Source organism: Asticcacaulis endophyticus (assembly GCF_014652575.1).
GTDB lineage: Bacteria > Pseudomonadota > Alphaproteobacteria > Caulobacterales > Caulobacteraceae > Asticcacaulis > Asticcacaulis endophyticus.
Genome location: NZ_BMZB01000001.1, coordinates 158,030 through 183,721, shown reverse-complemented (window position 1 = coordinate 183,721; position 25,692 = coordinate 158,030). Strand labels below are relative to the sequence as shown.

The 25,692-nt window shown below is 57.0% G+C and carries 21 protein-coding genes; 13 read left to right on the top strand and 8 right to left on the bottom strand.

Going from position 1 to position 25,692, the window contains the following annotated elements; genetic code table 11:
* Positions 1-32 precede the first annotated feature (32 nt).
* From IE102_RS00875 to IE102_RS00860, 4 genes are all read left to right on the top strand, one after another.
* Positions 33-2,459, top strand: a complete 2,427-nt coding sequence (locus IE102_RS00875; protein ID WP_189484494.1) for a TonB-dependent receptor — start codon at positions 33-35, stop codon at positions 2,457-2,459.
* 230 nt (positions 2,460-2,689) lie between these two features.
* Entirely contained in the window at positions 2,690-3,757 is a 1,068-nt protein-coding gene (locus IE102_RS00870; RefSeq protein WP_189484493.1) for an agmatine deiminase family protein, read from the top strand.
* Between the two features lie 24 nt (positions 3,758-3,781).
* Positions 3,782-4,651, top strand: a complete 870-nt coding sequence (aguB, locus tag IE102_RS00865; protein ID WP_189484492.1) for an N-carbamoylputrescine amidase — start codon at positions 3,782-3,784, stop codon at positions 4,649-4,651.
* A 41-nt stretch (positions 4,652-4,692) separates the two neighbouring features.
* Positions 4,693-6,141 (top strand): glycosyltransferase family protein, encoded by a 1,449-nt coding sequence (locus tag IE102_RS00860; RefSeq protein ID WP_189484491.1) that lies wholly within the window; start codon positions 4,693-4,695, stop codon positions 6,139-6,141.
* 246 nt (positions 6,142-6,387) lie between these two features.
* Here IE102_RS00860 and IE102_RS00855 read toward each other — a convergent pair whose 3' ends face one another.
* Positions 6,388-7,440, bottom strand: coding sequence for a 1,9-bis(guanidino)-5-aza-nonane synthase (locus IE102_RS00855; protein WP_444541747.1), 1,053 nt, complete (start codon positions 7,438-7,440; stop codon positions 6,388-6,390).
* Between the two features lie 319 nt (positions 7,441-7,759).
* The gene (locus tag IE102_RS00850) at positions 7,760-9,028 is read right to left on the bottom strand and encodes a type III PLP-dependent enzyme (protein ID WP_189484490.1); all 1,269 of its coding nucleotides are present in this window, start codon (positions 9,026-9,028) and stop codon (positions 7,760-7,762) included.
* A 402-nt stretch (positions 9,029-9,430) separates the two neighbouring features.
* On the opposite strand from IE102_RS00850, the gene IE102_RS00845 reads away from it, so the two are divergent.
* The 5 genes from IE102_RS00845 (at position 9,431) to IE102_RS00825 (ending at position 14,445) form a co-directional block, all read left to right on the top strand.
* A complete protein-coding gene (locus IE102_RS00845; protein ID WP_189484489.1) occupies positions 9,431-10,252 on the top strand; it encodes a phosphonate ABC transporter ATP-binding protein in 822 nt (273 codons plus the stop codon).
* Positions 10,252-11,301, top strand: a complete 1,050-nt coding sequence (phnD, locus tag IE102_RS00840) for a phosphate/phosphite/phosphonate ABC transporter substrate-binding protein (RefSeq protein WP_189484488.1) — start codon at positions 10,252-10,254, stop codon at positions 11,299-11,301. The genes IE102_RS00845 and phnD overlap by 1 nt, the downstream gene beginning before the upstream one ends.
* Before the next feature lie 9 nt (positions 11,302-11,310).
* Positions 11,311-12,123, top strand: coding sequence for a phosphonate ABC transporter, permease protein PhnE (gene phnE / locus IE102_RS00835; protein WP_189484487.1), 813 nt, complete (start codon positions 11,311-11,313; stop codon positions 12,121-12,123).
* Between the two features lie 100 nt (positions 12,124-12,223).
* Positions 12,224-13,270: a substrate-binding domain-containing protein gene (locus tag IE102_RS00830; protein WP_189484486.1), complete on the top strand. Its 1,047-nt coding sequence runs from the start codon at positions 12,224-12,226 to the stop codon at positions 13,268-13,270.
* Between the two features lie 167 nt (positions 13,271-13,437).
* Positions 13,438-14,445: a substrate-binding domain-containing protein gene (locus tag IE102_RS00825; RefSeq protein ID WP_229807504.1), complete on the top strand. Its 1,008-nt coding sequence runs from the start codon at positions 13,438-13,440 to the stop codon at positions 14,443-14,445.
* A gap of 2 nt (positions 14,446-14,447) precedes the next feature.
* On the opposite strand, the gene IE102_RS00820 is transcribed toward IE102_RS00825, so the two are convergent.
* Entirely contained in the window at positions 14,448-15,521 is a 1,074-nt protein-coding gene (locus IE102_RS00820) for a glycosyltransferase family 4 protein (protein WP_189484484.1), read from the bottom strand.
* Positions 15,522-15,844: 323 nt separating this feature from the next.
* Between IE102_RS00820 and IE102_RS00815 the strand changes: the two genes are divergently transcribed.
* The 4 genes from IE102_RS00815 (at position 15,845) to IE102_RS00800 (ending at position 19,587) form a co-directional block, all read left to right on the top strand.
* Positions 15,845-16,513: a TetR/AcrR family transcriptional regulator gene (locus IE102_RS00815; RefSeq protein ID WP_189484483.1), complete on the top strand. Its 669-nt coding sequence runs from the start codon at positions 15,845-15,847 to the stop codon at positions 16,511-16,513.
* Positions 16,514-16,618: 105 nt separating this feature from the next.
* Complete coding sequence (locus tag IE102_RS00810) at positions 16,619-17,041, top strand: DUF924 family protein (RefSeq protein WP_308429892.1); 423 nt, start codon at positions 16,619-16,621, stop codon at positions 17,039-17,041.
* Positions 17,042-17,111: 70 nt separating this feature from the next.
* The gene (panD, locus tag IE102_RS00805) at positions 17,112-17,477 is read left to right on the top strand and encodes an aspartate 1-decarboxylase (protein ID WP_189484482.1); all 366 of its coding nucleotides are present in this window, start codon (positions 17,112-17,114) and stop codon (positions 17,475-17,477) included.
* 235 nt (positions 17,478-17,712) lie between these two features.
* Entirely contained in the window at positions 17,713-19,587 is a 1,875-nt protein-coding gene (locus IE102_RS00800) for a ribonucleoside-diphosphate reductase subunit alpha (RefSeq protein WP_189484481.1), read from the top strand.
* Between the two features lie 236 nt (positions 19,588-19,823).
* Here the strand turns inward: IE102_RS00800 and IE102_RS00795 are convergent, their stop codons facing one another.
* From IE102_RS00795 to IE102_RS00775, 5 genes are all read right to left on the bottom strand, one after another.
* A complete protein-coding gene (locus IE102_RS00795) occupies positions 19,824-20,792 on the bottom strand; it encodes a type II secretion system F family protein (protein ID WP_189484480.1) in 969 nt (322 codons plus the stop codon).
* 3 nt (positions 20,793-20,795) lie between these two features.
* The gene (locus IE102_RS00790; protein ID WP_189484479.1) at positions 20,796-21,773 is read right to left on the bottom strand and encodes a type II secretion system F family protein; all 978 of its coding nucleotides are present in this window, start codon (positions 21,771-21,773) and stop codon (positions 20,796-20,798) included.
* A 110-nt stretch (positions 21,774-21,883) separates the two neighbouring features.
* Positions 21,884-23,461: a TadA family conjugal transfer-associated ATPase gene (locus IE102_RS00785; RefSeq protein ID WP_189484478.1), complete on the bottom strand. Its 1,578-nt coding sequence runs from the start codon at positions 23,459-23,461 to the stop codon at positions 21,884-21,886.
* Between the two features lie 8 nt (positions 23,462-23,469).
* Positions 23,470-25,020 carry a CpaE/TadZ family protein gene (locus IE102_RS00780; protein WP_189484477.1) on the bottom strand — a complete coding sequence of 517 codons (1,551 nt, stop codon included), beginning with the start codon at positions 25,018-25,020 and terminating at the stop codon, positions 23,470-23,472.
* A 12-nt stretch (positions 25,021-25,032) separates the two neighbouring features.
* A complete protein-coding gene (locus tag IE102_RS00775; protein WP_189484476.1) occupies positions 25,033-25,686 on the bottom strand; it encodes a CpaD family pilus assembly lipoprotein in 654 nt (217 codons plus the stop codon).
* Positions 25,687-25,692 lie beyond the last annotated feature (6 nt).

Here is a 25,692-nt window from a genome sequence, read left to right as displayed (position 1 = left end):
CATTTAAACCTTGGAGAGGGGATACTCCTACCATGAAATTTAATAAAGCACTGATCCTGGCCAGCTCGGCTCTGGCGGGTCTGTTTGTCGCCAACACGGCGACCGCCCAATCGACGGCGTCTCAGGAAATCGATCGCATCACCGAAGTGGTCGTCGCCGGAAACCGTAATGTCGGCGCTAACAAGCGCGAGCGCGGCCCCAAGGCCAAGACCACTATCGGTCAGGATTCGTTGCTGAAGGACGCATCGGGCAACACGTTTGCCGATGCCCTGAACACCATTCCGGGTTACAATTTCACCAGCAACGATGCCTATGGGTCATCGGGTGGTGAAATCATGATGCGTGGCCTAGACAGCGCCCGCGTTTCCATCGCGGTTGATGGTCTCCAGCTTAATGATAGCGGCAACTATGCCGTTTATACCAACCAGATGATCGACTCCGAGCTTCTGTGTTCGGCAAGCGTATCGACAGGCGCTACAGACATCGACTCGATGTCATCTTCGGCCACGGGCGGTACTGTCAACGTGGCAACCTGTATCCCAAACGAAGATTTCGGCACCACGCTGAAGCTGGCTTACGGCGAAGAAGAACATAAGTACGGTTTTGTTAAGGTTGACTCCGGTGCTTTTGGCCCGTTCGGCACTCGCGCCTATATTGCCTACACCGGTACGCATACCGATACCTGGGCTAACGAAGTCAATATGAATGACGAAGGTAAGCTGCAAAAGAACCAGTACAACGCTATGGTCTATCAGAACATAGGCGACAAGGGTTCGTTCATCAGCGCTGCTGTTCACTGGAATGAAAACCGTAACAACTTCATGCCGCGTCAGAGCAAGGCTCAGATCTCGACCATGGGTTACGGTAATGACACCTTCCAGAACCGCGCCACGATTAACCCGTCCGATACCGGCAACGTCCGCATCAAGTCGAAGTGGGTTATCAACGACAAACTGACCCTGACCGTTGACCCCAGCTTCCAATATACCATGGCCTTGGGCGGTTCGACCGGTACTATCAACGAAAATAGCGCACAACTTCGTGGTTCACTGTTCTCTACCGTTCCTTATGTGGACGTTGACGGAAATGGTGTTTCTAATGTTGTTCAGCTTTATCGTCCGAACATCACCAATACGATGCGCTATTCGCTGCAATCTGCGGCCATCTATCGCTTCAATGATCTTAGCACCTTCCTGCTGAGTGCTTCGTTCGACCGTGCTCGTCACCGTCAATCGGGTGAGCAGGTTCTACGTAACGCTGACGGTTCAGCCCCGAACGTGTTTGCCGGTAAAGTCGATCACGATCTTCGGATTGCAACCGCTGACGGCAGCATCCTGCGCCGTCGTGATCGTCTTTCTTATGCAGACGTTGATGTGATCTCAGGTGAATACCGTGGTCGCTTCTTCGAGGAAAAGCTGTTTGTGTCGGCTGGTATCCGTCACCAGAAGCTTGAGCGCGAGCTTAACCAGAACTGTTATTCGCCGGTTGCCGGTGGTGGTTCGAACAACCCGTACTGTACCACGCAGAACATCGCTACAACGACCCCAACCGCTGACAGCGACGTTAATGTTGTCACCCTGCAGGGGTCGGGTTCTACCCGCTACTTCACGCCTTATCAGCGTACCGTCAGCTTTTCCAAGACCATGCCTAACGTTGGTGTGACCTGGAACTTTGATCACGGTGGCCAGATTTTCGGTACCTTCGCGCAGTCCATGTCTGCCCCTCGTACCGACGTTTATTATAACGTCGTTCTGATCGATAACGCTATGCGGGTTAAAAACCCGAACCCGGAAATTTCCGACACATTTGAACTGGGTTATCGTTATGCCCAGTCAAACTTCAACGCTACGGCAACTATCTACTCGGCTACGGACAAGGACCGTATCGTTCAGGCCTATGACGCTGAAACCGACACCTACACCGACACCAACGTCGGTGAAGTTAAGCGTAAGGGTTTCGAAGCCTATACCAACTATTCTCCGGTTGAAAACCTGGTGCTGAACGCGGGCCTGACCTGGACAGACACCGAAATGCAAGGTGATATACCGAACGGTACCACCGCAGTAATTCCGACCAAGGGTAAGTCTCTGACCGGTATGCCTGAGTGGATGTGGACCGTTGGTATGGACTTCGATATTACATCGAACCTGAACCTTAACCTGAATGCCAAGTATGTTGGCGATCGCTTCTACAGCTACGTCAATGACGAAGTGGCTCCAAAATACACGGTTTGGAACGCCAGTATGCGTTATGATCTGCAGCAGTTCCGTAAGGGCACCTACGTGCAGTTGAATGTACAGAACCTCTTCGACGAAAAGTACCTGCATGGCACGGGTTACGTAGATAACCAGAAGCCATATGTTAACAACATCGGTGCTAATGTTGCCGGCGCCAGTGCTGTCTTGTACCAACTGGGTGCACCGCGCACGATCTCTGCGACCCTGCGTACCCAGTTCTAAGAGCAGTCTCTCTTTGACCTAAAATCAGCGGCTCCTGTTTTGTGCAGGGGCCGCTTTTTTGTGCAGCCCGGTTTGTGCAACGGGGACACGCACTTGTGTTTTTTTGTGCGCGAGCGCGTCTGGTTATAGGCAAGACCTTTTCTTATGTGTATGAGGCGCTTAAAGAGGATATCATAAGGTCAGACGTATAAATGACCGCACAATTTACCTGCATAGACCGGACGTTTTGAATGACCAAGAATGTGCCCGCCGCCAACGGCTTTTCCGACGACCGCGTTGTGCCGGCGGAGTGGGAACCGCATCAGGCTATGTGGCTGGGCTTTCCCAGTCATGAAAACCTGTGGCAGGAAGACCTGATCCCGGCTCAGGCCGAAGTGGCCGCTCTGGCGCGCGTGCTGGCCGAAGCCGGTGATGAACAGGTCAAGCTGATGGTCATGGGCGACGCGGCGCGCAAGGCTGCCGAAGATATGCTCGGTGACCTGAAAAAAGTTGAGATTATCGACGGCAAGTTCGGCGATATCTGGTTTCGCGACACCGGCCCGATCTATGTCTCGATCGACAAGGACGGTAAGGATCATCACGCCGCCCGCCCAATCAGCTTTCTGAATAACGGCTGGGGGGGCAAGTATCATCTGAAATATGACGATCAGGTCGCCGCCCAGATCACCACGGCCGATGGCCATGCCTCTGAATTACATGAATTTATTCTCGAAGGTGGATCGCTCGATCACGATGGCTTTGGCACCGTGCTGACCACGCGTCAGTGCCTGCTCAACCCGAACCGCAACCCGGACTGGACGCAATCGACGGCGGAGCAGGCCTTGGCCGAGGCGCTTGGGGCCAAGAAGATCATCTGGCTGGGGGATGGTTTGCTCAATGACCACACTGACGGCCATATCGACAATCTGGCGCGCTTTGTGGCCCCCGGCGTGGTGGCGTGCCCGGTCGCGTTTGGCGTGGATGATCCCAATGCCGAAATATATGACGCCACGGCCAAGTTCCTTAGCCAGCAAACCGATGCCCGCGGTATGCCGCTTCAGGTCGTGCGCATACCGTCGCCTGGAAAAACGCTGGATGAAGATGGCGAAATCATTCCGGCTTCCCATATGAACTTTCTGATCGCCAATGACTGTGTGGTCGTGCCGATCTATAATGACCGTCCCGGCGAAATGGCGGTGGAAGCGCTGCAAAGCCTGTTCCCGGAGCGGACGGTGCTTGGGCTGTCGTCCGAAGCCATTCTGACCGGCGGCGGATCATTCCACTGCATCAGCCAGCAAGTGCCGTTAATCCGCGCATAACCTGCGCCTTATCTGAGTTTGCTTATGACCCGCACCCTTACCGTAGCCGCCATCCAGACGTCTTACGGCGATGACATGGCTGCCAATATCAAAAAAACCGAAGCCTTTGTGCGCGAAGCCGCCGCCAAAGGCGCTCAGGTCATCCTGCCGTCGGAGCTATTTCAGGGGCCGTACTTCTGCGTCTCTCAGGAAGAAAAATGGTTTGCCACGGCCTATGAATGGCGCAGCCATCCGGCGGTGATCGCTATGGCCGAACTGGCGCGGGAACTGAACGTCGCCATCCCGGTCTCGATCTATGAGCGCGAAGGGCCGCACTATTTCAACAGTCTGGTCATGATCGATGCGGGCGGTGAGGCCTTGGGCGTCTATCGCAAGAGCCATATCCCTGACGGACCGGGCTATCAGGAAAAATACTATTTCCGGCCGGGCGATACCGGTTTCAAGGTCTGGGACACCAAGTTTGCCAAGATCGGTGTCGGCATCTGCTGGGATCAGTGGTACCCGGAAACGGCGCGTTCGATGATGCTGATGGGAGCGGAGATTTTGATGTATCCGACCGCCATCGGCTCCGAACCGCACGATACCTCGCTCGATACCGCCGCCCCGTGGCAGCGTGCCATGCAGGGCCATGCTGTATCGAATGTCGTGCCGGTGGTCGCATCTAACCGCATCGGTCATGAGCAGGTCACTGAGGCCGGCCAGACCTTCTATGGTCACAGCTTTATCGCCAATCATCGTGGCGATCTGGTTGAGCAGTTTGGCGCCACGGACGAAGGTGTGCTGGTGCACACGTTCGATCTGGATTACTTAAACACGCACCGTGCGGCCTGGGGCTTCTTCCGCGACCGCCGCACCGATCTTTATGGTGCGCTGGCGTCGGGTCGTCCGGCCTAAATTATATTGCTTTCCAGTCAGCCCTGAGAAATGCTCAGGGCATGGATCGCAAAGACATAAATAATGAACGGTTTTGGCTGGGGCTGTGTGTTCTGGCCGGAACCGTTTTTTGCGTTCTGTTCGTGATCAATGCCCGTCGTGGCGGACTGTGGACCGATGAGTTGTTCACGGTCTGGGCGACTGATCCAACGATTAGCCCGTGGCAGCTTCAGTTTGACCGCCTGCGCTATGAGACCAACCCGCCGCTGCATTTCTGGCTGCTGTACGGCTTAAGGCAAATCGTGCCGGATGCGCGATTGGCGGGTTTGATCCTGAATTTTACGGTGGTCGCGGCCACGGTAGCGGCGATTGTCATGACTATGCGCCGTGATGGTAGGGCGCTTTTGGGATATGGGCTGGCGATCCTGTTTTCGCTGAATAGTGCGACGCTGATCTATGTGCAGGAGGTGCGCGCCTATGTGCTGGCCATAGGTTTAAGCGCCGTGCTTGCCGTGCTGGTCATGAGTTTCGTCCGAGAGGGGCGCGGGTGGGTTGCGGTGTTGGCGGTACTCGGCGCGGTGACGGCCTTAAGTCATGTTTACGGCGCACTGTTTGCGGGGGGCTTGGCGGCGGCACTAGTGGTCGAAGGTCTGGTTTCCCGGCGCACGGAGGTCTGGCGGGCGGGGCTAATTATTGGGGTGGCGTGCAGTGTGCCGTTCCTGATCTGGTTCATGGGCGTGCATCATCAGGAAGGTGGAACCCTGCGCAATATCGGCTGGATCAGCTTTGCGCCTGAGCATATCAAAAGCACGATCGACGGTATTTTGCGGGTATTTATCGGACCGGTCTGGGTGTTAATCATTTGGGCGATGGCGTTGGTTACGGCGTTAAGATCGCCCGTGTTTCGTCGGTCCGGGTTGATGGTCGCGGTGGTGGCGGTGATCTTTCTGATTGGGCCGTTCGTAATTTCAGCCAAGGTGCCGATCCTGCACTATCGTTATTTTGCGGTCGGTTTTCCGGCATTAGTTCTGCTGCTGGCGTTTGCGGTGAATGAGGTCTGGCGCAATGAGCCGTCGCGGTTGCGCAAAGGGGCGGCAGCTATATTTGTGCTGATCCCGGTGGTGATGAGCCTGCCGGTGTCGTGGGCGGAACTGACCATGAAGCCCGTGTGGCGGGGGGCTGAGGTGGTGCGGGTCAATGCGCAGGCGTGCCCGTCCGGTGTGGTGCGTGGCTTGACCTATCCCGACGCGCGGGTGCAGCCCATTTTTCCGTTTACCTATGAGTACCTGCTGCGCAGCACGGGGCTTAAGGTTACAGGTTCAGATCAGGTGGCTGACGTTTCCGATATCAATTGCCGGCTCGTGGCTTGGGTCGAACATAACGGCTTTATCAGCGAAACGACGGATGAGGCTCTGTTGCTGGAGCGGCTTAACCTGACCAACCGGCAACAGGTGCCGTTGGTTATTCATCATCATCGTAATGGTTTGGTGATCTTAAAGGCTGGCCGTTAAGCGCTGACCTTTCCGCCCACTCCAAGTATCGGCCGCGGCGCCTCGCCGCAAATAGAAACGGCCGTCCTTGGGGGGCAAGGACGGCCGCGCATGTCGCCGGTTTCGAGGGGGGGGATGATTCCGGCGACTGACTTGTGGGCTATAATTTCGCTGTTGCGATACATCATAGCCGATGGATGTTACATAAGTCCTAATTCCAAAAAGGAAAGAGATAAAATGAGAAAAACCTCATTTTTTATGACATTTTTATAAGAAAAGCTTGGCCCAGCCGCGGGCTTCGCGGTTCTTCCAGGCGCCGCGGTGATAGGCGTCCGAGGCGATCAGTGGCACGACCGTTGTCGCTTCTGCGAAGACCATTTGTTCAAAGGTGGTGTCGACCTTACCCCACGAAGCGGCTTCCTTAAGCGTCGAGGACGAGCAGGCGCCGTCACGCACGTCGGCGACCGTGATCTGGACGGCATATTTGTGCATATCGGCTTCGACGCCGAGGATTTCAGCGCAGACGACCGTGTCCTGAGCGAAGTTCTTCGGCACGCCGCCGCCGACCATGAACAGGCCGGTGGTGCCCGCGGCAATCTTGATGTCGGTCAGTTCGCGGAAGTCAGCCACCGCGTCGATCATCAGGTAAGGCTGCTTGGCGGCAATGCGCTCTTTCTGGTGCTTGACAAGGCCGAAACCGGCGGATGAGTCGACAAAGGCCGGACAGAAGATCGGCACATTGTTCTCATAGGCGGTCTGGATCAACGAACCGGGCTTTTTGGCATTGCCTTCCGACAGCCACTTGCCCATTTCCCAGATGAACTCACGCGAGGAATAGCCGCGCGGCTCAAGGCGGTTGCAGATTTCCAGAATCGTGTGATCGCAGGCCTGAAGCTCTTCTTCGTCGATATAGGTGTCGTAGATGCGGTCGATATAGTTGTCACGCAGGACATTGTCGTCCACCTGACCGGCGGCCTGATAGTGCTTGAAGCCGAGGGCCTCAAAGAAATCCATGTCGACGATCGAGGCACCCGTGGCCACAACCGCGTCGATCATGCCGAACTTCACCATGTCACGGTAGACGTGCATGCAGCCGCCGGCCGAGGTCGAACCGGCCAGGATCAGCCAGGGCGAGCAGGCCTTGTCTTCGAGGGCCATGTTGAAGATGTCAGCGGCGCGGGCGGTATCTCGCGACGAAAACGACATCTTGCGCATGGCGTCAATGATCGGGCGCGCGTCGAACGAGGTCATATCGACGTGCTCTACCGTCTCAGACAGCAGGGCGGCTTTGGTGTTTGATTGGGGGGTATCAGCGTTCATCTCTTGGTCCTTTGAGAGGAGATTAAGGTGGACGCCCGTCATTACATCATGGGGGAAACCAGTTTCCCCCATGCGCCCCCTTCCCCTTGCGGAGAGGGAGTGCCCGTAATCCCCCAGACGGCGCGATGGGGAGGCAAATCTGTGCTCTAAGAGCGGTGTGTTAGCGCAACTAAGATAAAAACTGCGGCTCCTATAAACCAAGCGAAAGGCTTTGGCAAATAAGGTTTTGATGAGTGTTTTGTGACGCCTATAAGAACTCCCCCTGTGGCAGGGGGAGCTGACATTTTAAGCAAAGCTTAAAGTGTCAGAGGGGGTATCCTTACTTGCTCCGCTTTTTGCCGCGTTTGCCACCTTTGGGGCGGTTCAGGCGCACGACCTTATTGTCTTCATAGGTGTCGTAGGCGCTGCGCGGTGTCGAGATATGGCGCGGGCCAAGCCCAAACAGGGAGGCCATGGGCGCATCGTCCATAAACACTGTGTCGGTCTGACCATAGCCGTTGAAGCCGGTCGCCATAGCCACGCCGTAAGCGCCCAGCATGCCGATTTCGATATAGTCGCCTTCGCGCACATCGGCAGGCAGCCAGAACGGCCCCGGCATGTGGTCGATGGAGTCACAGGTCGGGCCATAGAAACGGAACGGGCGCAGTTCGCCCTCAGCGTCAGTACCATCAGCCCGCACCAGTTTAACCGGGAACGGCCATTTGGCGTGGGTGGCGTCAAACAAGGTGCCGTAGGAACCGTCATTGAGGTACAGGGCATCGCCCTTGCGCAGTTCAACGCGCGTCAAGACCGAGGTCGACTCCGCCACTAATGATCGGCCGGGTTCGGCCCACAGCTCAGTGGTTTCGTGTACCTTCATATCCTCGAAGGCGCGGTCGATGACATCCATATATTCGGCCAGAGCCGGTGGCACCATGCCGGGGTAGACCGATGGGAAGCCGCCGCCGACATCGACGATATCGGCAAACACACCGGCCCGCACCAGTGAGCGCGAGGCGGCGGACATAGCCGCCGCATAGGCGGTTGGGCGCATACATTGCGAACCGACATGGAACGAAATGCCCATCAGGTCTTGGGTGGCCTGACGGGTGGCCAGCAGTAGGGCGGGCGCTTCGTGCGCCTGAGCGCCAAACTTATTGGTCAGCGGTAGGTTCGAGCCTTCGCCGGAGGTCGCCAGACGCACGATCAGGTTCAGGTCCTTGGCATTGCCGGTGGCATCCAGAATCTTGCGCAGTTCGTCATGGGTATCGAGGCTGAAGGTACGCACGCCGTAATCAAAATAGGCGCGGGTAATGGCTGAGCGGCTCTTGACCGGATGCATGAATGCTAGACGCGCTTCGGGGGCTAAGGAACGCACCAGTTCGACTTCGCCTAACGATGCCACATCGAACGACGAAATCCCCGCATCGCGCAGGGTTTCAATCACCCACGTCGACGGATTTGCCTTGACGGCATAAAAGACATCGCCTTTGAAATTAGCCTGAAACCATTGGGCCGCGACGGAAACAGCAGCACGTCGCACCATAGCGACGGGACGTTCCGGAGACTGCTTGCGGACCAGGTCCAGGGCCGTAGGGAAGATTTCCATCCACAGACACCCAAGATAAAGTTTAAACCCAGACCGACGTTAGCAGAGTGTTTCTCTAGTCTCATGCCAGATACCTTATCAACGTATCTGGACCCACATGAGACCGCATGTTTCGGGGTCCGCCGGAAGCGCGGAATATATAGATATAGGCCCCGGTGTAAAGGCCAGAAATGTGAAGTTTCATATAACGATGTTATTCAATTAACCCTATGATCCGCTTTTGAAAGTTTGCGGGTTTTGGCCCAAGTTTTCGATGTGGCGCGGTGACGCTTTTGGCGGCCCTGAGTTACCGAAGTGGTTGCCAAAACTACAAAACTTGGGCAAGGGTAGGGACGTTAATCATTTGGTGACGCTGTCGTTTAAGCCGCAGCGTGGTTTCGCGTGGAATTTGGGGGTATAAATATGCCGCAGCCGCTGGTCGAGGTGAGCGCTGTCTCCAAAACCTATACGATCAAGGCCGACGGTGCCAAACCGCGCGGAACGCTTAAGGCCCTCAACAATGTCTCCTTCACCATGGATAAGCCTGAGCGCATTGCCCTGATCGGGCCGTCGGGCTCAGGCAAATCAACCCTGCTACGCTCGATCGGCGGGCTGCTGATCGATGATGCCTCAAGCGGTGACATCAAGGTCATGGGGCAGGCCATTCAGTCCAAAGGCCGTCTGGCCGGCAATGTCCGTCAGGCGCGCATGAATCTGGGCATGATCGCCCAGCAGTTTAATCTGGTAGGCCGGTTGTCGTTGTTCACCAATGCCGCTCTTGGGCATCTTGGTAAGGTCAATGGCCTGCGCGGCTTTTTCGGCCTGTGGTCGAAGGATGAGAAAATGGCGGTGATGCGCGCCCTTGATCATGTCGGCGTGGCCTCAAAAGCCAATCAACGCGCCAATACCTTATCCGGCGGGCAGCAGCAGCGCGGCGCGATTGCGCGTGCCATCGTGCAGGACGCCAAGGTCATTCTGGCCGATGAGCCGGTGGCGTCGCTTGATCCGGTGACGGCGCGCAAGGTCATGGAGCTGTTGGTCAAGGTCAATACTGAGGATAAGGTCGGGGTGATCGTTACCCTGCACCAGGTTGACTATGCCAAACGCTATTGTGACCGCATACTGGCGCTCAAGGACGGGGTTATCGTCTATGATGGCCCGGCCGGGGGGCTGAGCGGAGATAAACTCAAAGACATCTACGGCGAAGAGATCGAAGACGCTTACTGGGAAGGAGCGGTATCCTGATGCTGAAGCGCAAACATTTTATCTTAAGCGCGATGGCCGCTGTGGCGGGGGCAGGCCTGCTTGGCCTGTCGTCATGCTCAAAGCCCGATGAGGCCGCAACCAATCCGGAAATCGCGTTCTCGGTTCTGTCGGTCGAAAAGGCGCAGGATCTTGAGAAGCTGTGGACGCCGCTGTTTGAGGATATGCGCAAGGAAACGGGTCTGAACATTCGCCCGTTCTATTCGTCGAACTACACCACCCTGATTGAGGGGATGCGTTTCAATCAGGTGCAGGCGGGCTGGTTCTCCAATGCCGCCGGGCTTGAGGCCATCCGCCGTGCCGAAGGCGAAGTCTTTGCCCATTCGACCTATCCTGATGGGGTCGAAGGCTATACTTCGGTTATCATTGTCCCCGCTAAATCAACGCTTACAGCGGAGCAGTTGCTGACATGCGATAAGACGCTGAATTTTGGCATGGGTGATGTTAAATCAACGTCCGGTACGCTGGCGCCGCTGACCTATTTCTTCCTGCCGCAGGGCAAAGAGCCTAACACCTGCTTTAAGAATGTCCGCTCGGCCTCCCATCAGGCCAATATCGAAGCTGTGGCCGCCGGTGTGATCGATGCAGCGACCAATAATTCGACGGCGCTATGGGAACTGGAAGAGACCAATCCGGAAAAGTTCGCCAGGATCAAGGTGATCTGGAATTCGCCGGTTCTGCCCAATGATGTGCTGATCTACCGTAAGGATCTCGATCCGGCGGCTAAGGAAAAGCTGCGCTCATTTTTCCTGACCTATGGGACGGGCGAGGGGGCTGAGGCCGACCGTCAGCGGGCCGTGCTGCGGGCTCTGTATTTCGGCAATTTCAAGCCGGACGACAACAACCACTTTATTCCGGTGCGTTTGATGGAGGCCACTCAGGCCTTGCAGCAGGCCAAAAATGCCGGGGATGTGGCAGCGATAGACAAGGCTCAGGCCGCCTATGACGCCCTCAAGGTCGAAGAGGCTGCCTATATCAAAAAAGCGCCGCCGGTTCAGGCTAAGGCGGATGCGTCCGCGTCGGCCCAATAAGAGAGCCTCATGTCCAAAACCGCCGCGTCTGATATCAGCCATCTGGCCCCGCCCACGACCTCGTTCATGTCGCGCCTGATTACCTATGGCGGCTGGGCGGTGCTGATATTTGTGCTGGCAATCAGTTTTAAGGCTGTGGAGATGGACAATCTCCCTAAGCTGTTTACCAATTCTGCCAACACCCAGACCCTTTTAAAAGAGTACATGCATCCCGACTTCTCTGACTGGCGCAACTATGTCGATAAGATGTGGTTGACGATCCAGATCGCCATCTGGGGGACGGTGGCTTCCGTCATTATGGCTGTACCGTTTAGTCTGCTATGTGCCTCAAACATAGCCCCGCAGTGGATCGTGCAGATCGCTCGCCGCCTGATGGATATCTTACGGTCGGTCAATGAACTGGTTTTGGCTACATTATTTCTAGTAGCTGTTGGGCCAGGCGCTTTGGCGGGTGTTTTGGCGTTATCGTTGCACAATGCTGGGGTTTTGGCCAAGTTGTTTTCCGAGGCTGTGGAAGCGATTGATAAGGCCCCGGTCGAGGGCGTGCGCGCCACCGGCGGCAACCGTTTGCATGAAATCGTCTGGGGGGTGTTCCCGCAGGTAGCACCCCTGTGGACCTCGTTTGCGCTTTACCGGTTTGAATCAAGTGCGCGTTCGGCCACGGTTCTGGGTCTGATTGGGGCGGGCGGTATAGGTGCCGTTTTGTTCGACAACCTCCAAAGCTTTGATTATGCAAATACTTCGGCCATTGCTATCATCATTATAATTGCCGTAACCGGAATCGATTTTCTCTCGCAGGCGATCCGTAAACACCTCCTGTGAAAATTCTCCGAACGCGGACAAAACTCTGAGAAATGTGACAATAGCTTCATTGAACTGTCACATAGCGGGCGTAAAAGCACCGGGCATCAGGAGAATTTCCATGAAAAAGATCATTTTGGCTGTAGCCGCTGTGGCCGCTTTTGCCGTCGCCGGTTCCGCCTCTGCGCAGGCCTCACGCGACTACGTCTGGGCCGCCGGTTCATCGACCGTGTTCCCGTTCACCACCCGCGTCGCGGAAAACTATGGCCGCAAGAGCGGCGCCAAGGCGCCCAAGGTTGAAAGCCTCGGCACCGGTGGCGGTTTCAAAGCCTTTTGCGCCGGTATTGGCGCGGGCACGCCGGACGTCGCCAACGCCTCACGTCCGATGAAAAAATCGGAATTCGACGCCTGTAAGGCCAAGGGCGTCAACGACATTCTGGAAATCAAGATCGGTTACGACGGCATCGTCATCGCCACCGCCAAAACAGGCAAAGACTATGCCTTCCGCGATGTCGATTTTTACCTGGCCCTGTCCAAGGACGTGCTGCGCTACGGTCAGTATGTGAAGAACCCTTATAAGGGCTGGCATCAGATCAATCCAAACCTGCCCAAGAGCAAGATCCTGATGTACGGGCCGCCCACCACGTCCGGTACTCGCGATTCCTGGAACGAACTGGCGCTCGAAGCCGGTGCGGCTAAGTTCCCAGCGCTCAAGGCGCTCAAGGCTTCGGACGAGAAGAAGTTCAAGGAAATGGGCTCGGCCATTCGCGAAGACGGCGTATGGGTCGATTCCGGTGAAAACGATAACGCCATCATCGGCACCCTGACCAAGACACCGGGCGCTCTGGGCGTGTTCGGTTACTCCTTCTTTGAGGAGAACATGGATAAGGTGAAGGTGGCCACCATCAACGGTGTGGCCCCGACCCCGGAAACTATCGCCACCGGCAAATATCCGGTGTCGCGTTCGCTTTATATCTACGTCAAAAAGGCCCATATCGGCGTCACGCCGGGTCTTGACGCCTTCATCAACGAATATGTTTCGGATGCGGCGACGGGCAAGGGCGGCTACCTCCAGCAGCGCGGTCTGATACCGTTGCCGGCCGCCGAACATGCGGCCATCAAGGGCGGCATCAAGACCTTGAAGCCAATGGCGCGCCCGAAGTCTTAAGGGCTGCGTAAGCTGACAATGAAAGCCGTCCCTGCCTTGTGGTGGGGGCGGCTTTTTTCTGTGGCTGGTTTTTGTCACGAAACTGTCATATGAAGCGGCCTCACTCATGGAACCGCTGTCCTATGTATAAGCCGCTCTTGTCTCTCTCTGTCGCCATGTTGATCTCTATGTCGCCGGTTTCGGCCTCGGCGCAGATGCAACGCGACTATGTGTGGGCGGCAGGATCATCGACGGTGTTTCCGTTCGCCACGCGCGTAGCTGAATATTACATGCGCAAGTATGGCACCAAGGCCCCCAAGATCGAATCGCTCGGCACCGGCGGCGGCATCAAGCTGTTCTGCTCAGGGTTGGGCGGCAGCACCCCTGACGTTGCCAATGCGTCTCGGCCCATGAAGCCGTCCGAGTACGAGATGTGCCAAAAGAACGGCGTGGGGGAAATTATCGAGCTTCAGATTGGCTATGACGGCGTCGTCATCGCCATGAACAAGCAAAACCCGGACTACGATTTCCGGCTGGATATGCTCTATCTGGCCCTGTCGAAGGACGTGCTGCGCTACGGCGCGTTTGATCCCAACCCCTATGTGCGCTGGAACCAGATTTCGGCAGGATTGCCGGACCGCAAAATACTGGTGTACGGCCCGCCGTCGACGTCGGGTACGCGCGATGCCTTTGTTGAACTGGGTATGGAAAGCGGCGGGGCGGCCTATCCGCTGCTGAGGGATATCAAGACCCGCAATGAAAAGCGCTTTAAGCAGCTAACCGGCTCGATCCGCGAAGATGGCCGTTACGTCAATGCCGGTGAAAATGACAATGCCACCTTGAGTGTTCTGACCAAGACGCCGGATTCGCTCGGGGTGTTCGGTTATTCCTTCTATGAGGAAAACAAGGACAAGGTGAAGGTCGCCAAAATAGACGGTGTAATGCCTACGCCCACGGATATTGCCTCCGGCCGTTACCCGCTGGCGCGGTCTTTGTTCATATACGTCAAGAAGGCGCACTTAAAGTTCGTGCCGGGTCTTGAAGGCTATATGAATGAGTTTGTGTCCGACGCCGCGGCGGGGAAGGGCGGTTATCTCAAAGGGCGCGGCTTGATCGCGCTGGATGACAGCCTGCATGATAAGGTCAAGCAGGCTGCCCGTACGCAGGTGGTGATGGCCGCACCTGACAGTCATTAAATCTAAGCGGTTTTACGCCGTTTGCGGATCGGATTGAGCGCCTTAAGCCGAGTCCAGATACGGGCCTTTTCCGGCTGAGGCAGGGGCTGGAGATTGCGCACGAACTCTTCGGCACAGGCCCGCCAGGAAAACTTCTCAGCATAGGCGCGTACATTTTTCGGATCGAGTTTCAGCGCCTCTTCGGTGGCGATTTTCAGGTCGTCGTTAATGACGCCGGCGTTTGAGCCCGGAATGATGTCGATCGGTCCATGGGCCGGGAAAGCCGCCACCGGTGTGCCGGTCGCCATGGCTTCAAGGATCACCAGTCCAAAGGTGTCGGTCAGGGACGGGAACACAAACACATCGGCATCGGCATAGGACCGCGCCAGTTCGTCGCCAAAGCGCGGGCCGGTAAAGATGGTCTTGGGATATTTGACCTTAAGTTCTTCGAGCTGCGGACCGCCGCCGACGATCACCTTGGTGCCGGGGACATCGAGCGACAAAAAGGCTTCGATATTCTTTTCGACCGCCACACGCCCGACATAGGCCATGATCGGGCGGGGCAGGTCACCATAGATCGGCTCAAGATCGGGGCGGAACATGACGGTATCGACACCGCGTGTCCACGGAGAGACGTTTTTGATGCCGTGGGCCTCAAGATCCTTTTGCAGGGTCGGGGTCGCCACCATGACCCGGCCTGACGGCTTATGGAACCAGCGCATATAGGCATAGCCGACGCTTAGCGGCAGCGGCAGACGCGCCGAGACGTATTCCGGGAATTTGGTGTGATAGCTGGTGGTAAACGGCAGGCCCCACTCCACGCACACCCGGCGCGCGGCCAGCCCTACCGGGCCTTCGGTGGCGATGTGAACGGCATCAGGCGCATACATCAGGATGCGTTCGCGCACCTCTTCGTAGCAGCCGAGCGCCAGCTTGACTTCTTTGTAATCAGGCCAGGAAACGGTTTTGAATTCATTATATTGAATGATTTCAAAGTCATGACCCAGAGCGCGGCATTCGTCGAGCGTGCGCTTCAATGTGGTCACGACCCCGTTGACCTGGGGTTCCCATGCATCGGTGGCCAGCAAGATACGCAAGGCTTTAAGCTTCCCTCTCACCCGAAATGAACACGACGACGAAGATAGATACAGTTTGTAACATCACGATGTCCCCCGTCGTATAGCTTAAGATGATCCGCTATGTCAGAGTTATTTCTCATATTTACGACATAGGGTAGACTGAAAATGCGCACAAAGCGTCAGTTGCGTGTGAATTTGTTGAAATGCAAGCTTGCCACACCGCGCAAATGCCTTAATTAGAAAGGATAAGCCAAGGTTTGCACTGCACAATATGTAAATTTAGCCGCGACATCGGTATAATGTGGTACAAGCCCTAAAGAAAGTTGTTTCAAAGACCTGCCATGAGCGATCGCCGTAAAGACATGCCCGTTAAGGACCCGGCTTCGAAGGATGTGACCCCGCGGGACACGCCGAAGTCGCGTCGTACGCGGTTGCAGATTCTCGACACCTCAATGCGGCTGTTTGCCGAACTGGGCTATGACCGCGCCGGCAATGCCGCCATCGCCGAGGCCTGCGGCCTGACGCGCGGGGCGATGCTGTATCATTTTCCGACCCGTGAAGCTCTGGTTGAGGCGGCGGCCTGGCATATTCACGCCGCCCGCGAAGCTATGTTTGAGGCCGAGGCGGCCAAGCTTAAACCGGGGCAAGACGCGCTTGACGGGGCCGTAGATGCCTATTGGCGCCTGCTGTCGTCCGTGCCGTTTTCGGCCTTTCTGGCGCTGGAGCGCGCGGCCCGTCAGGATGCTGATGTGGCCAAGGCCATTCGTCCGGCTCAGGAAGCCTTTGATCAGGGAGCCATGGGTAATGCCACACCGGGCTTTATCACGGCGGGGATCGATGCCCGTTTTCAGGCCAGCCGCGATCTGGCGCGCTTTGCCTTGGACGGCCTCCACCGCGCGGCCCTGACCTATGATCAGCCCGAACGGGTTGAAAACCTTATCAATGTCATCAAGCGCGCCCTGCATATGCTCAACCGTAAGGGCGATGTGCATGATCTTTGGGTTGACTAAGCTTTCACAGGTCATCGAGTTTTGGCGCGATGCCGGGCCGCAGGCATGGTTTGCCAAAAATGATGACTTCGATGCCCGCTTTACGGCCTTTGCCACGATCTGCATATGAAGGCGGCTGCGCGCACGCTGGATGACTGGACGCAGACGGCGGAGGGGGCGCTGGAGCTGCTGATCCTGCTGGATCAGCTTCCGCGTAATGCCTTTCGCGGCACGGCCCATATGTTCGCCACGGACCCGTTGGCGCGCACGGTAGCGGACACAGCCATTGCCGCCGGTCAGGATATGGAGATTGAGCCCCTGCTGCGCGGCTTTATCTATTTGCCGTTTATGCATTCAGAAGACCTTGCTGATCAGGAATGCAGTGTGCGGCTGAATGAGCCTCTGGGCGGGGACAGTCTGGCCTACGCCATAGAACACCGGGATATTATTGTCCGGTTTGGGCGCTTTCCCCATCGCAACGCGGTGCTGGGGCGCGAAACGACGCCGGAAGAAGCGGCGTTTCTGGCTGACGGCGGTTTTGCGGGCTGAGAAACGTCTGGCCTCAACGGGGCATAGCTGGTATTTCCGGCCCCTTTCCTAATCAGACCCTGTGGCTCTCATGCGTTTCCTGCTCCGTTCCAAAATCCACAATGCCTATGTGACCGAAGCCAATCTGGCCTATATCGGCTCGATCACCATCGACGAAGACCTGATGGATGCGGTGGGCCTGTGGGAAGGCGAAAAGGTGCTGGTGGTGTCCAATACCTCTGGCGCGCGGCTTGAAACCTATGTCATCACCGGTGAGCGCGGATCGGGCAAGATCGCCATGAATGGTGCGGCGGCGCACCTGATCGCTGAATCCGAGCAGATTATCATTATGGGTTTCGAATTGACCTCTGATCCAGTTGTCCCCAGAGTCGTGCTGGTTGACCGCGAAAACAAGCTTGACCGGTACCTGTCGGAAACTCCCTCGACGATTCTTTAAATCCGTACACGTCGCAGGGGAAATTGCCGATCCCAAGCCCTGTAAGGCCCTGGATATTCACTCACAGGGTTATGCACGATGTTAGGACTTTTTTAACCAAAAACCGTTTGACGGCAGAGTCCGGTTGTGGCGCTATATGTGGGCAAGAGGGTGTCGCTTCCCACTAGATGTAGTTGCTGGCGATCTTCCAAACCGGGTCCGGGGCTGGGCCGTAAAAGTTATCTGGGTGAGTTATATGTCCGTAAATGATGCCGTCAAACGTGAAGCTGTGCCGATGATGAAGTCCTTTATGGAGGTGCGCCCCAAGGTGCGCGCCGAATTCAAGCTTGTAAAACAGGTGGTTACCGATCCGTCGCGGGATGCGGTGCTGACTGACTTCGGCAAGAAGACCCTCGATGACCGCTACCTGATGCCGGGGGAATCCTATCAGGATATGTTTGCGCGCGTGGCCACCACCTATGCCGACGACGCCGAACACGCCCAGCGTATCTATGACTATATTTCGCAATTGTGGTTCATGCCGGCCACGCCGGTGCTGTCGAACGGTGGTGCGTCGCGCGGTTTGCCGATCTCGTGCTTTTTGAATTCGGTGCCAGACAGCCTCGAAGGCATTGTCGGCACCTGGAACGAAAACGTCGCTCTGGCATCGAATGGCGGCGGCATCGGCACCTATTGGGGCGGCGTGCGCTCCATCGGTGAAAAGGTTAAGGGTGCCGGTCAGACATCCGGCATCATCCCCTTCATCCGCGTGATGGATTCGCTGACGCTCGCGATTTCACAAGGGTCTCTGCGCCGCGGTTCGGCGGCGGTCTATATCGACATCCACCACCCTGAAATCGAAGAATTCCTCGAAATCCGTAAGCCATCGGGCGACTTTAACCGTAAGGCGCTCAACCTGCACCACGGTATTTCGATCACCGACGAGTTTATGGAAGCCGTGCGCGACGGGAATCCATTCGGCCTGCGTTCACCCAAGAACAATGAAGTCATCAAGTTCGTCGATGCCCGCGCCCTGTGGCAAAAGATTCTCGAAATCCGCATGCAGACGGGCGAGCCCTATTTGATCTTTGCTGACACCGTTAACCGCGCCATGCCGCAGCATCAGCGTGAACTGGGTCTGAAAGTGCGTCAGTCCAACCTGTGCGCGGAAATCATGCTGCATACCGGCGCTGATCATCTGGGCCGTGACCGCACTGCCGTCTGCTGCCTGTCGTCGGTCAATGCCGAGACCTTCCTTGAATGGCGCGATCACCCGCGTTTTGTCGAAGACATCATGCGCTTCCTCGACAACGTGCTTGAGGACTTTATCCAGAGCGCGCCCAATTCGATGGAAGCCGCCATCTATTCCGCCCAGCGCGAACGCTCGGTGGGCTTAGGCCTAATGGGCTTCCACTCTTTCCTTCAGGCGCAAGGCGTCGCGTTTGAATCGGCGATGGCCAAGTCGTGGAACCTGCGCCTGTTCAAGCACTTGCGCCGTGAAGCCGATAAGGCCAGCGTGAAACTGGCCGAAGAGCGCGGCGCTTGCCTTGATGCCGCCGAGCGCGGCGTCATGGAGCGCTTCTCGCACAAGCTGGCCATCGCGCCGACCGCCTCGATCTCGATCATCTGCGGCGGCACTTCGGCGGGCATTGAGCCGATCCCGGCCAATATCTATACCCATAAGACCCTGTCGGGCTCATTTGCGGTCAAGAACCCGTACCTTAAGGCTCTGCTGGCGGAAAAGGGTCTCGATACGCTCGAAATCTGGGATTCGATCGTTGAGCACGAAGGCTCTATCCAGCATCTGGATGCCTTAAGTGCCGACGAAAAGGATATCTTCAAAACCGCGTTTGAGATCGATCAGCGCTGGGTGGTTGAACTGGCGGCTGACCGCGCGCCGGAAATTTGCCAGTCGCAGTCGCTCAACATCTTTTTGGCCGGCGATGTCGATAAATGGGACCTGCACATGCTGCACTGGACCGCGTGGGAACAGGGCGTCAAATCGCTCTATTATCTGCGCTCCAAGTCTGTGCAACGCGCGGCGTTCGCCGGCGGCGAGGCTAAGGCAGCCAGCGTTTCGATGATTGATGCCGCGAAGACTGACTATGAAGAATGCCTCGCCTGCCAGTAAAAATCGCGGTCTTTGCGGGGCGGCCCGTGTCGACGATTATGTCGTTACCGTCGCTTGCAGGTACTATCTGTACCTGCGGCGCTAGGCGCCTAATACTCCCCGCAAATCTCACGATTTTTAATCAGCGCAATAATATTAAAGCAAAAATCCCCGAAGGGCCGCCCCTAGGGGATTTTTTCGTTATTGACCCATCTCAAAGTATTTTGGCCCGAAGGGCCACAAACTTTGAGATGAAATCATTTCTTCATATCCATGATCTTGAGCGCGACCGGCCCCAGAATGACCAGAAACAGCACGGGCAGGAAAAACACGATCATCGGCACGGTCAACTGCGCGGGCAGGGCGGCAGCCTTTTTCTCAGCCGCTGACATACGCATTTCGCGGTTTTCTTTGGCCATGACCCGCAAAGCCGACCCCAGCGGCGTGCCGAATTTTTCCGCCTGGATCATGGCCGTGCACACCGATTTAATGCCGGGGTGGTTGGTGCGCCGCGACAGGCCCTCATAGGCCATACGCCGTTCCGGCAGGTAGGACAGTTCCGCCACCAGCAAAGACAGTTCTTCGGCCAGTTCGATCGAACTGGAACCAATTTCCTGAGACACTTTCTGAAGGGCGCTTTCGACCGACATACCGGCCTCGACACTAATCAGCAGCAAATCCAGCGCATCGGGAAAGGCAGCGACGATTGAATCCCGGCGCTTTGACGCCAGATTCTGGATGTAGATGTTCGGCGCATAATAACCGGCCACCAGAGCGCCCACGACGACCAAAAGCTTGATGTTCGGTTGAAGTGCGCCCGGATTGATCACCAGCACATAAAGCGCTGCTGCGGCTGCCAGCACAAACGGCATGACAAAGCGGAAGAAGTAAAAAGTCGAAACCGGGCGCGGGCCGCGAAACCCGGCCATAGCCAGACTGTCGACCACCTTTGGGTCTTCCAGCAGGGTTTTGAGGTTCAGACGCTCAACGATCTGTTTATAAAGGCCTTCGTCGCGCTGTCTGAGGCCAGAATCCTTATTTATGCTCAGGCGCGATTGACGGCGCAGTTCGTCGCGGCGATGGGCGACGGCCTTCATCCGCTTATCCAGTTCCTGGCCCGTAATGAGGCTCTTGCCAATGGTCATGCACGTAAAGAAGACAAGCACCGCCACCCCGATCGCGATCAGGTTACCCGGTTCCATGATGAGCGCGGCAAATTCGGTCATGAGCTACATCTTGAAGTTAATCATTTTGCGCATCGACAATATGCCGAGCAGCATCCAAACCAGACCGGCCGCCAGCATCATCTGACCGCGCGGATCAGTGAACATGACGCGGATATAGTCAGGCCGCGACAGGAAGATCATGATCGCCACCCCCGGCGGCAGGGAGCCGATGATCGAGGCCGAGGCAATGGCTTCGGATGACAGGGCCTTGACCTTTTCGCGCATCATCTTACGGGCGCGCAATACCGTCGACAGGTTGTTGAGCGCTTCGGCCAGATTGCCGCCGGTCTTTTGCTGGATCGCCAGAACAATGGTGAAGAATTTTAGCTCAGCCGTCGGAATACGATCGTACATGATGTCGAGCGCTTCGATAATGGTGCGGCCACCACCGATATTATCGACCAGACGCTGAAACTCAGGGCCCAGGGGGGCTGCCCCTTCGCGGGCGATGACCTTGATCGAATCGTGAATGGGCAGGCCCGATTTTATGCCGCGCGTCAGAATATCGAGGGCGTCCGGGAAGTCCCGCGTAAACTTTTTCTGGCGCCCCCCCGCCATGAACCCCAATACCCAGCGCGGCAAACCATAGCCGGCAGCAAAGCCTGCGCCCAAAGCCACCAAAGCGTTGGGTTTCAGCAGAAATACACCTATGGCGAAGACGACGCCCAAAATCCCACTGATGATCCAGAAGCGAGTCAGGTTCGGGGTAATGCCAGCGTGAGTCATGCGAGCGGTCAGGGTCAGGCGGGCTTTGCGTTCCTGCCGCTCAGACTCCTTGAGCTGCAGCATAATTTGTTTGCGGCGTTCTTCGGGCGTGCGGTTCTGGCTTTTCTGGCGTTTGGCACGACTGGGATCGGCAGAGGCAATGGCCTGAGCGCGCTTCACGGCAACCTGAGAGCCATTGCCGTCGGACGTCAACACATAGCCCAGGCTGGCCAGAACGATGAAGCTTAAGACCGCGATGAGGATTGTGGTGAGCATGGGTTTATTCCGCCGCGTCTTTTTTAAGTGCGCTAACGCCGTGGGACGGCCCCGTTCGCTTCTTGAGCGCGGGTATTTTTTTTGCCCTATCGCTTCGCTGTTTGAGGGCTTTACTCGGCAGCATCAAGTGCCTCCGCCAGTTCGCGCTCAAGGCCATAATAGCGGGCGCGGTCCCAGAAGCGCGGACGGCCAATGCCGGTGGAGCGGTGGCGGCCTATGATCTTGCCGTCCTTGTCCTCGCCTTCGATTTCATAGACAAACAGATCCTGAGTGATGATGACATCGCCTTCAAGGCCTAAGACTTCGGTAACGTGGGTGATGCGGCGCGAACCGTCACGCAGGCGGGCGGCCTGCACAATGATATCAATTGAGCCGACGATCATTTCGCGAATGGTGCGCGAAGGCAGGCCGTAGCCGCCCATGGTGATCATAGATTCCAGACGCGAGATGGCTTCGCGCGGTGAGTTGGCGTGCAGCGTCCCCATAGACCCATCGTGGCCAGTGTTCATGGCCTGAAGCAAATCGAACGCTTCGGGGCCGCGGACTTCGCCGACGATGATGCGTTCTGGCCGCATCCGCAGGCAGTTCTTGACCAGATCGCGCATGGTAATCATGCCCTGGCCTTCGAGATTGGGTGGCCGGGTTTCAAGGCGCACGACGTGCGGCTGCTGGAGTTGCAATTCGGCGGCGTCTTCGCAGGTCACGACCCGCTCGGTCGGGTCAATGAACGCCGTCAGGGTATTGAGCAAAGTTGTCTTGCCCGAACCCGTACCGCCGGAAATGAGGATATTACAGCGCGACGCGCCGATGACGCCTAAAACCCGCGCGCCTTCGGGACTGATGGATTTGAACTCCACCAGATTGCGCATGGTCAGCTTGTCTTTTTTGAACTTACGAATGGTAAGCGTCGGGCCATCGAGGGCCAGCGGCGGGGCGATGACGTTGACCCGCGACCCGTCCGGCAAACGGGCGTCACAGATGGGCGAGGATTCATCGACGCGGCGACCGACCTGAGAGACGATCCGCTGGCAGATGTTCATCAGTTGCTGGTTGTCGCGGAAGCGGACATTGGTCAGTTGGACCTTGCCGCCGACTTCGATGAACACGCGCTGGGCGCCGTTGACCATAATATCGGCGATGTCATCGCGCGCGAGCAGCGGCTCCAGCGGGCCATAACCCAGAACATCGTTGATAATGTCCTGGATCAGGTTGTCCTGCTCAGACACCGACATGGAGACGTTTTTGATCGCCACAAGCTCAGCGACGATATCACGAATTTCTTCGGCGGCGGCCTTATGATCCAACTGGGCCAGTTGGCTCAGGTCGATGGTGTTCAGCAGAGCGTTGAAAATAGCCGTTTTGGTGGCGTGATAGTAATCGGACTGCTCACGCACAATCTCAGTGACCGCCTGCGCCTTATGCAGTTGATCAAGGCCTTGCGCGAGTTTAGCGGTCGCGGGGACGGTTTCACGTTTTTCAGGTGCCGCGTCCGGCTTGCGAACAGGCTTTTCGGGCGCTGTGGCTTTTTCCGCAGAGGGTTTTCCGCCCAAAGCTTGGGTGCGTGTGGCCGCAGGTTCCGGCGCAGGCTTGGGCTCGGCCACAGCCACGGGGGCGCCTGCCGCCGCCGAGGTCGCGGGCTTGCTGCCGAAGCTGGTCTTTACCTGATCGCCGGGTCGCTTTCCGAACACCTATGGCCTCACTTCTTGAACAGCTTGGCGAAAAGGGACTTGGGAGCTTTCACCTCGACCTGACGGCCGGTAAGGGTCGCCGTCAACTGGGTCATGGCCTCGTGTACCTTTGAGGTCGGGGCACATTCGGCAATCATCTGACCGTTGTTAGACGCCTGACCGAACAGCTTGGCATCAAAGGGAATCACGGCGGAAGGCGTCAAGCCAATAGCGGCGGTAAAGTCCTTGACCGGAATTTCAGGACGGCCCGGCATGTCGGTCTGATTAAGCACCAGCTTAGGGGCTGCGTCATTGGGGCGGTAGGTTTTCAACAGGTCAACAATGTTTTTGGCATTGCGCAGTGACGCCAGATCCGGCGTTGCGACAATGACCACATCATCGGCGGTGATCAGGTTTTTCTTAAGCCACGGCGTCCAGACATGGGGCAGGTCCATGACGATATAGGGCGCGGAGGAGCGGATTTTACGGGTCACGTCCTCATAGGCGTCTTCACCGGCGGTATAGTCCTGATCGAGCGAGGCGGGGGCCGAAAACAGCGACAGGCGCTCCCCGCACTTGGTCAGCATCCGGTCAAGCAGCACCGGATCAAGGCGGTCAGGCTCATTGAGCGCATCGGCCATACCCTGCAACGGGTCCTGATTGAAATCGAGACCGGCGGTACCAAACGGCAGGTCGTAATCGACAATGACCGTATTGGCCTGCAGGCTTTCCGACAGGTTGTAGGCAAAATTGTGGGCCAGCGACGACGAACCGGCCCCGCCGCGCGCGCCAACAAAGGCAATCGCGCGCCCGATAAACGGGGTGTCGGGGTCGGTGAACAGGGAGGCGATCGACTTAATGACTTGCAGCGGCTGAACAGGTGCCACCATATATTCGCTGACACCCTGACGCATCAGTTCGCGGTAAAGCTGGATGTCGTTGTGGGCTCCGATGACGACGACCTTGGTGCCGGCGTCGCAAACCTGAGCCAGATCGGTCAGTTCGTTCATCAAATCGCGGCCGCGCGAATGGCTTTCGACGATGATCAGCGACGGGGTAGGCTGATCGCCATAGGCGTGGATGGCTTCGGCAACCCCACCTTGGCGCACCATGCACTGAGCGCGGGTCATGCGGCGATCGGCGGCCACGGTCTCGCAGACCTGAGCGCTGTCGTCGGATTCGAGGAAGAAGTGAATGCCGATGCGCGGGATCGATACCGTGTCGTAATCCTCATCATCCATGAACGGATTTAGCGATGGGGCGCTGTAGGCGGGCGAAGGGGCCTGAGATTTGAGCGGCATCAGGGATTCGTCTGCGAACGGATCAATGATGCCGTCGCGGGCGGTGGCTTCAACACGGGATAAGGCCTGTGGTGCCAGTTCAACCGGCCGGTCAGGTGTAATCAGGTCAAGATCGCCGTCATAGGATTCGTCGAAATCATAATGCGTCGCGGTTCCACCGTGTCCGCCAGGGGTTTCGTCGAAACTGTCAAATGGATCGGGCACGCCACCGACACCGTCAAAGGCATCGTCACTGAAGGGGTCTTTTATGCGGCTATCGGGGTTAAGTTTCGCAGACATGTTTGACTTACCTTACTTGACCGCGTCGGAAATGGCGGAGGTCGCGGCGGCATTATCGGCAGAGGAAGTGACTTCGCCCTTACGGTACTTATCGATGACCGTGGTCTTACGGCCGGCATCGGCAGGTGTCGTGGCGGTCGGGGCGGCAATGTCACGCGGATCGGCAATCTGGGCGGCCATGTTGGCCGTAACCGCGCAGCCGAAATTGCTGTGCGGGGTGTTACTGGCGGTGCGCGACAGGTTCTCCCACGAACGGTTGCAGTCAAGATTGCGGGCGCGGTAGCTGACCAGTGTAAGCGAGACGATATCGGCAGGGTGTTCCACTACGGTGCGATAGCTAACCGAGCGCGGGTCGACCCCTTGGGACACAAGATAGTCAGACACCAGACGGCCATAGCTTTCCGAAGTGGGGCGCGGGCCGGTGGTGATGATGATGTCGGTGCTGTCCGACCGTGCACTGAGTTTATCGAGCGCAGTCATCTGATTGGTCGACAGGCGATCCGCAGAAAAGCGCAAATGTACCGGCGCGTCTTCGCGGGCTTGCGCCTCTAAGCTGTATTGGGAGGTTGGCAAAAGCGGTGCCACGGCGTTCGGCTGGCCATCGCTGGCGCAGGCCGTCAGCGTAAATGCACCAAGGATAATCGCTGGGACAGATAGGGTTTTCATCCTGAT

What these genes read in the sequence shown, in the direction of transcription:
- IE102_RS00795 (WP_189484480.1), bottom strand. Translation starts at nt 20,792, where the DNA reads ATGACCGAATTTGCCGCGCTCATCATGGAACCGGGTAACCTGATCGCG.
- IE102_RS00800 (WP_189484481.1), top strand. Translation starts at nt 17,713, where the DNA reads ATGTCCGTAAATGATGCCGTCAAACGTGAAGCTGTGCCGATGATGAAG.
- IE102_RS00810 (WP_308429892.1), top strand. Translation starts at nt 16,619, where the DNA reads ATGAAGGCGGCTGCGCGCACGCTGGATGACTGGACGCAGACGGCGGAG.
- IE102_RS00860 (WP_189484491.1), top strand. Translation starts at nt 4,693, where the DNA reads ATGGATCGCAAAGACATAAATAATGAACGGTTTTGGCTGGGGCTGTGT.
- aguB (WP_189484492.1), top strand. Translation starts at nt 3,782, where the DNA reads ATGACCCGCACCCTTACCGTAGCCGCCATCCAGACGTCTTACGGCGAT.
- IE102_RS00830 (WP_189484486.1), top strand. Translation starts at nt 12,224, where the DNA reads ATGAAAAAGATCATTTTGGCTGTAGCCGCTGTGGCCGCTTTTGCCGTC.
- phnD (WP_189484488.1), top strand. Translation starts at nt 10,252, where the DNA reads ATGCTGAAGCGCAAACATTTTATCTTAAGCGCGATGGCCGCTGTGGCG.
- IE102_RS00875 (WP_189484494.1), top strand. Translation starts at nt 33, where the DNA reads ATGAAATTTAATAAAGCACTGATCCTGGCCAGCTCGGCTCTGGCGGGT.
- IE102_RS00815 (WP_189484483.1), top strand. Translation starts at nt 15,845, where the DNA reads ATGAGCGATCGCCGTAAAGACATGCCCGTTAAGGACCCGGCTTCGAAG.
- panD (WP_189484482.1), top strand. Translation starts at nt 17,112, where the DNA reads ATGCGTTTCCTGCTCCGTTCCAAAATCCACAATGCCTATGTGACCGAA.
- phnE (WP_189484487.1), top strand. Translation starts at nt 11,311, where the DNA reads ATGTCCAAAACCGCCGCGTCTGATATCAGCCATCTGGCCCCGCCCACG.
- IE102_RS00845 (WP_189484489.1), top strand. Translation starts at nt 9,431, where the DNA reads ATGCCGCAGCCGCTGGTCGAGGTGAGCGCTGTCTCCAAAACCTATACG.
- IE102_RS00855 (WP_444541747.1), bottom strand. Translation starts at nt 7,440, where the DNA reads ATGAACGCTGATACCCCCCAATCAAACACCAAAGCCGCCCTGCTGTCT.
- IE102_RS00870 (WP_189484493.1), top strand. Translation starts at nt 2,690, where the DNA reads ATGACCAAGAATGTGCCCGCCGCCAACGGCTTTTCCGACGACCGCGTT.
- IE102_RS00780 (WP_189484477.1), bottom strand. Translation starts at nt 25,020, where the DNA reads ATGTCTGCGAAACTTAACCCCGATAGCCGCATAAAAGACCCCTTCAGT.
- IE102_RS00790 (WP_189484479.1), bottom strand. Translation starts at nt 21,773, where the DNA reads ATGCTCACCACAATCCTCATCGCGGTCTTAAGCTTCATCGTTCTGGCC.
- IE102_RS00850 (WP_189484490.1), bottom strand. Translation starts at nt 9,028, where the DNA reads ATGGAAATCTTCCCTACGGCCCTGGACCTGGTCCGCAAGCAGTCTCCG.
- IE102_RS00775 (WP_189484476.1), bottom strand. Translation starts at nt 25,686, where the DNA reads ATGAAAACCCTATCTGTCCCAGCGATTATCCTTGGTGCATTTACGCTG.
- IE102_RS00825 (WP_229807504.1), top strand. Translation starts at nt 13,438, where the DNA reads ATGTCGCCGGTTTCGGCCTCGGCGCAGATGCAACGCGACTATGTGTGG.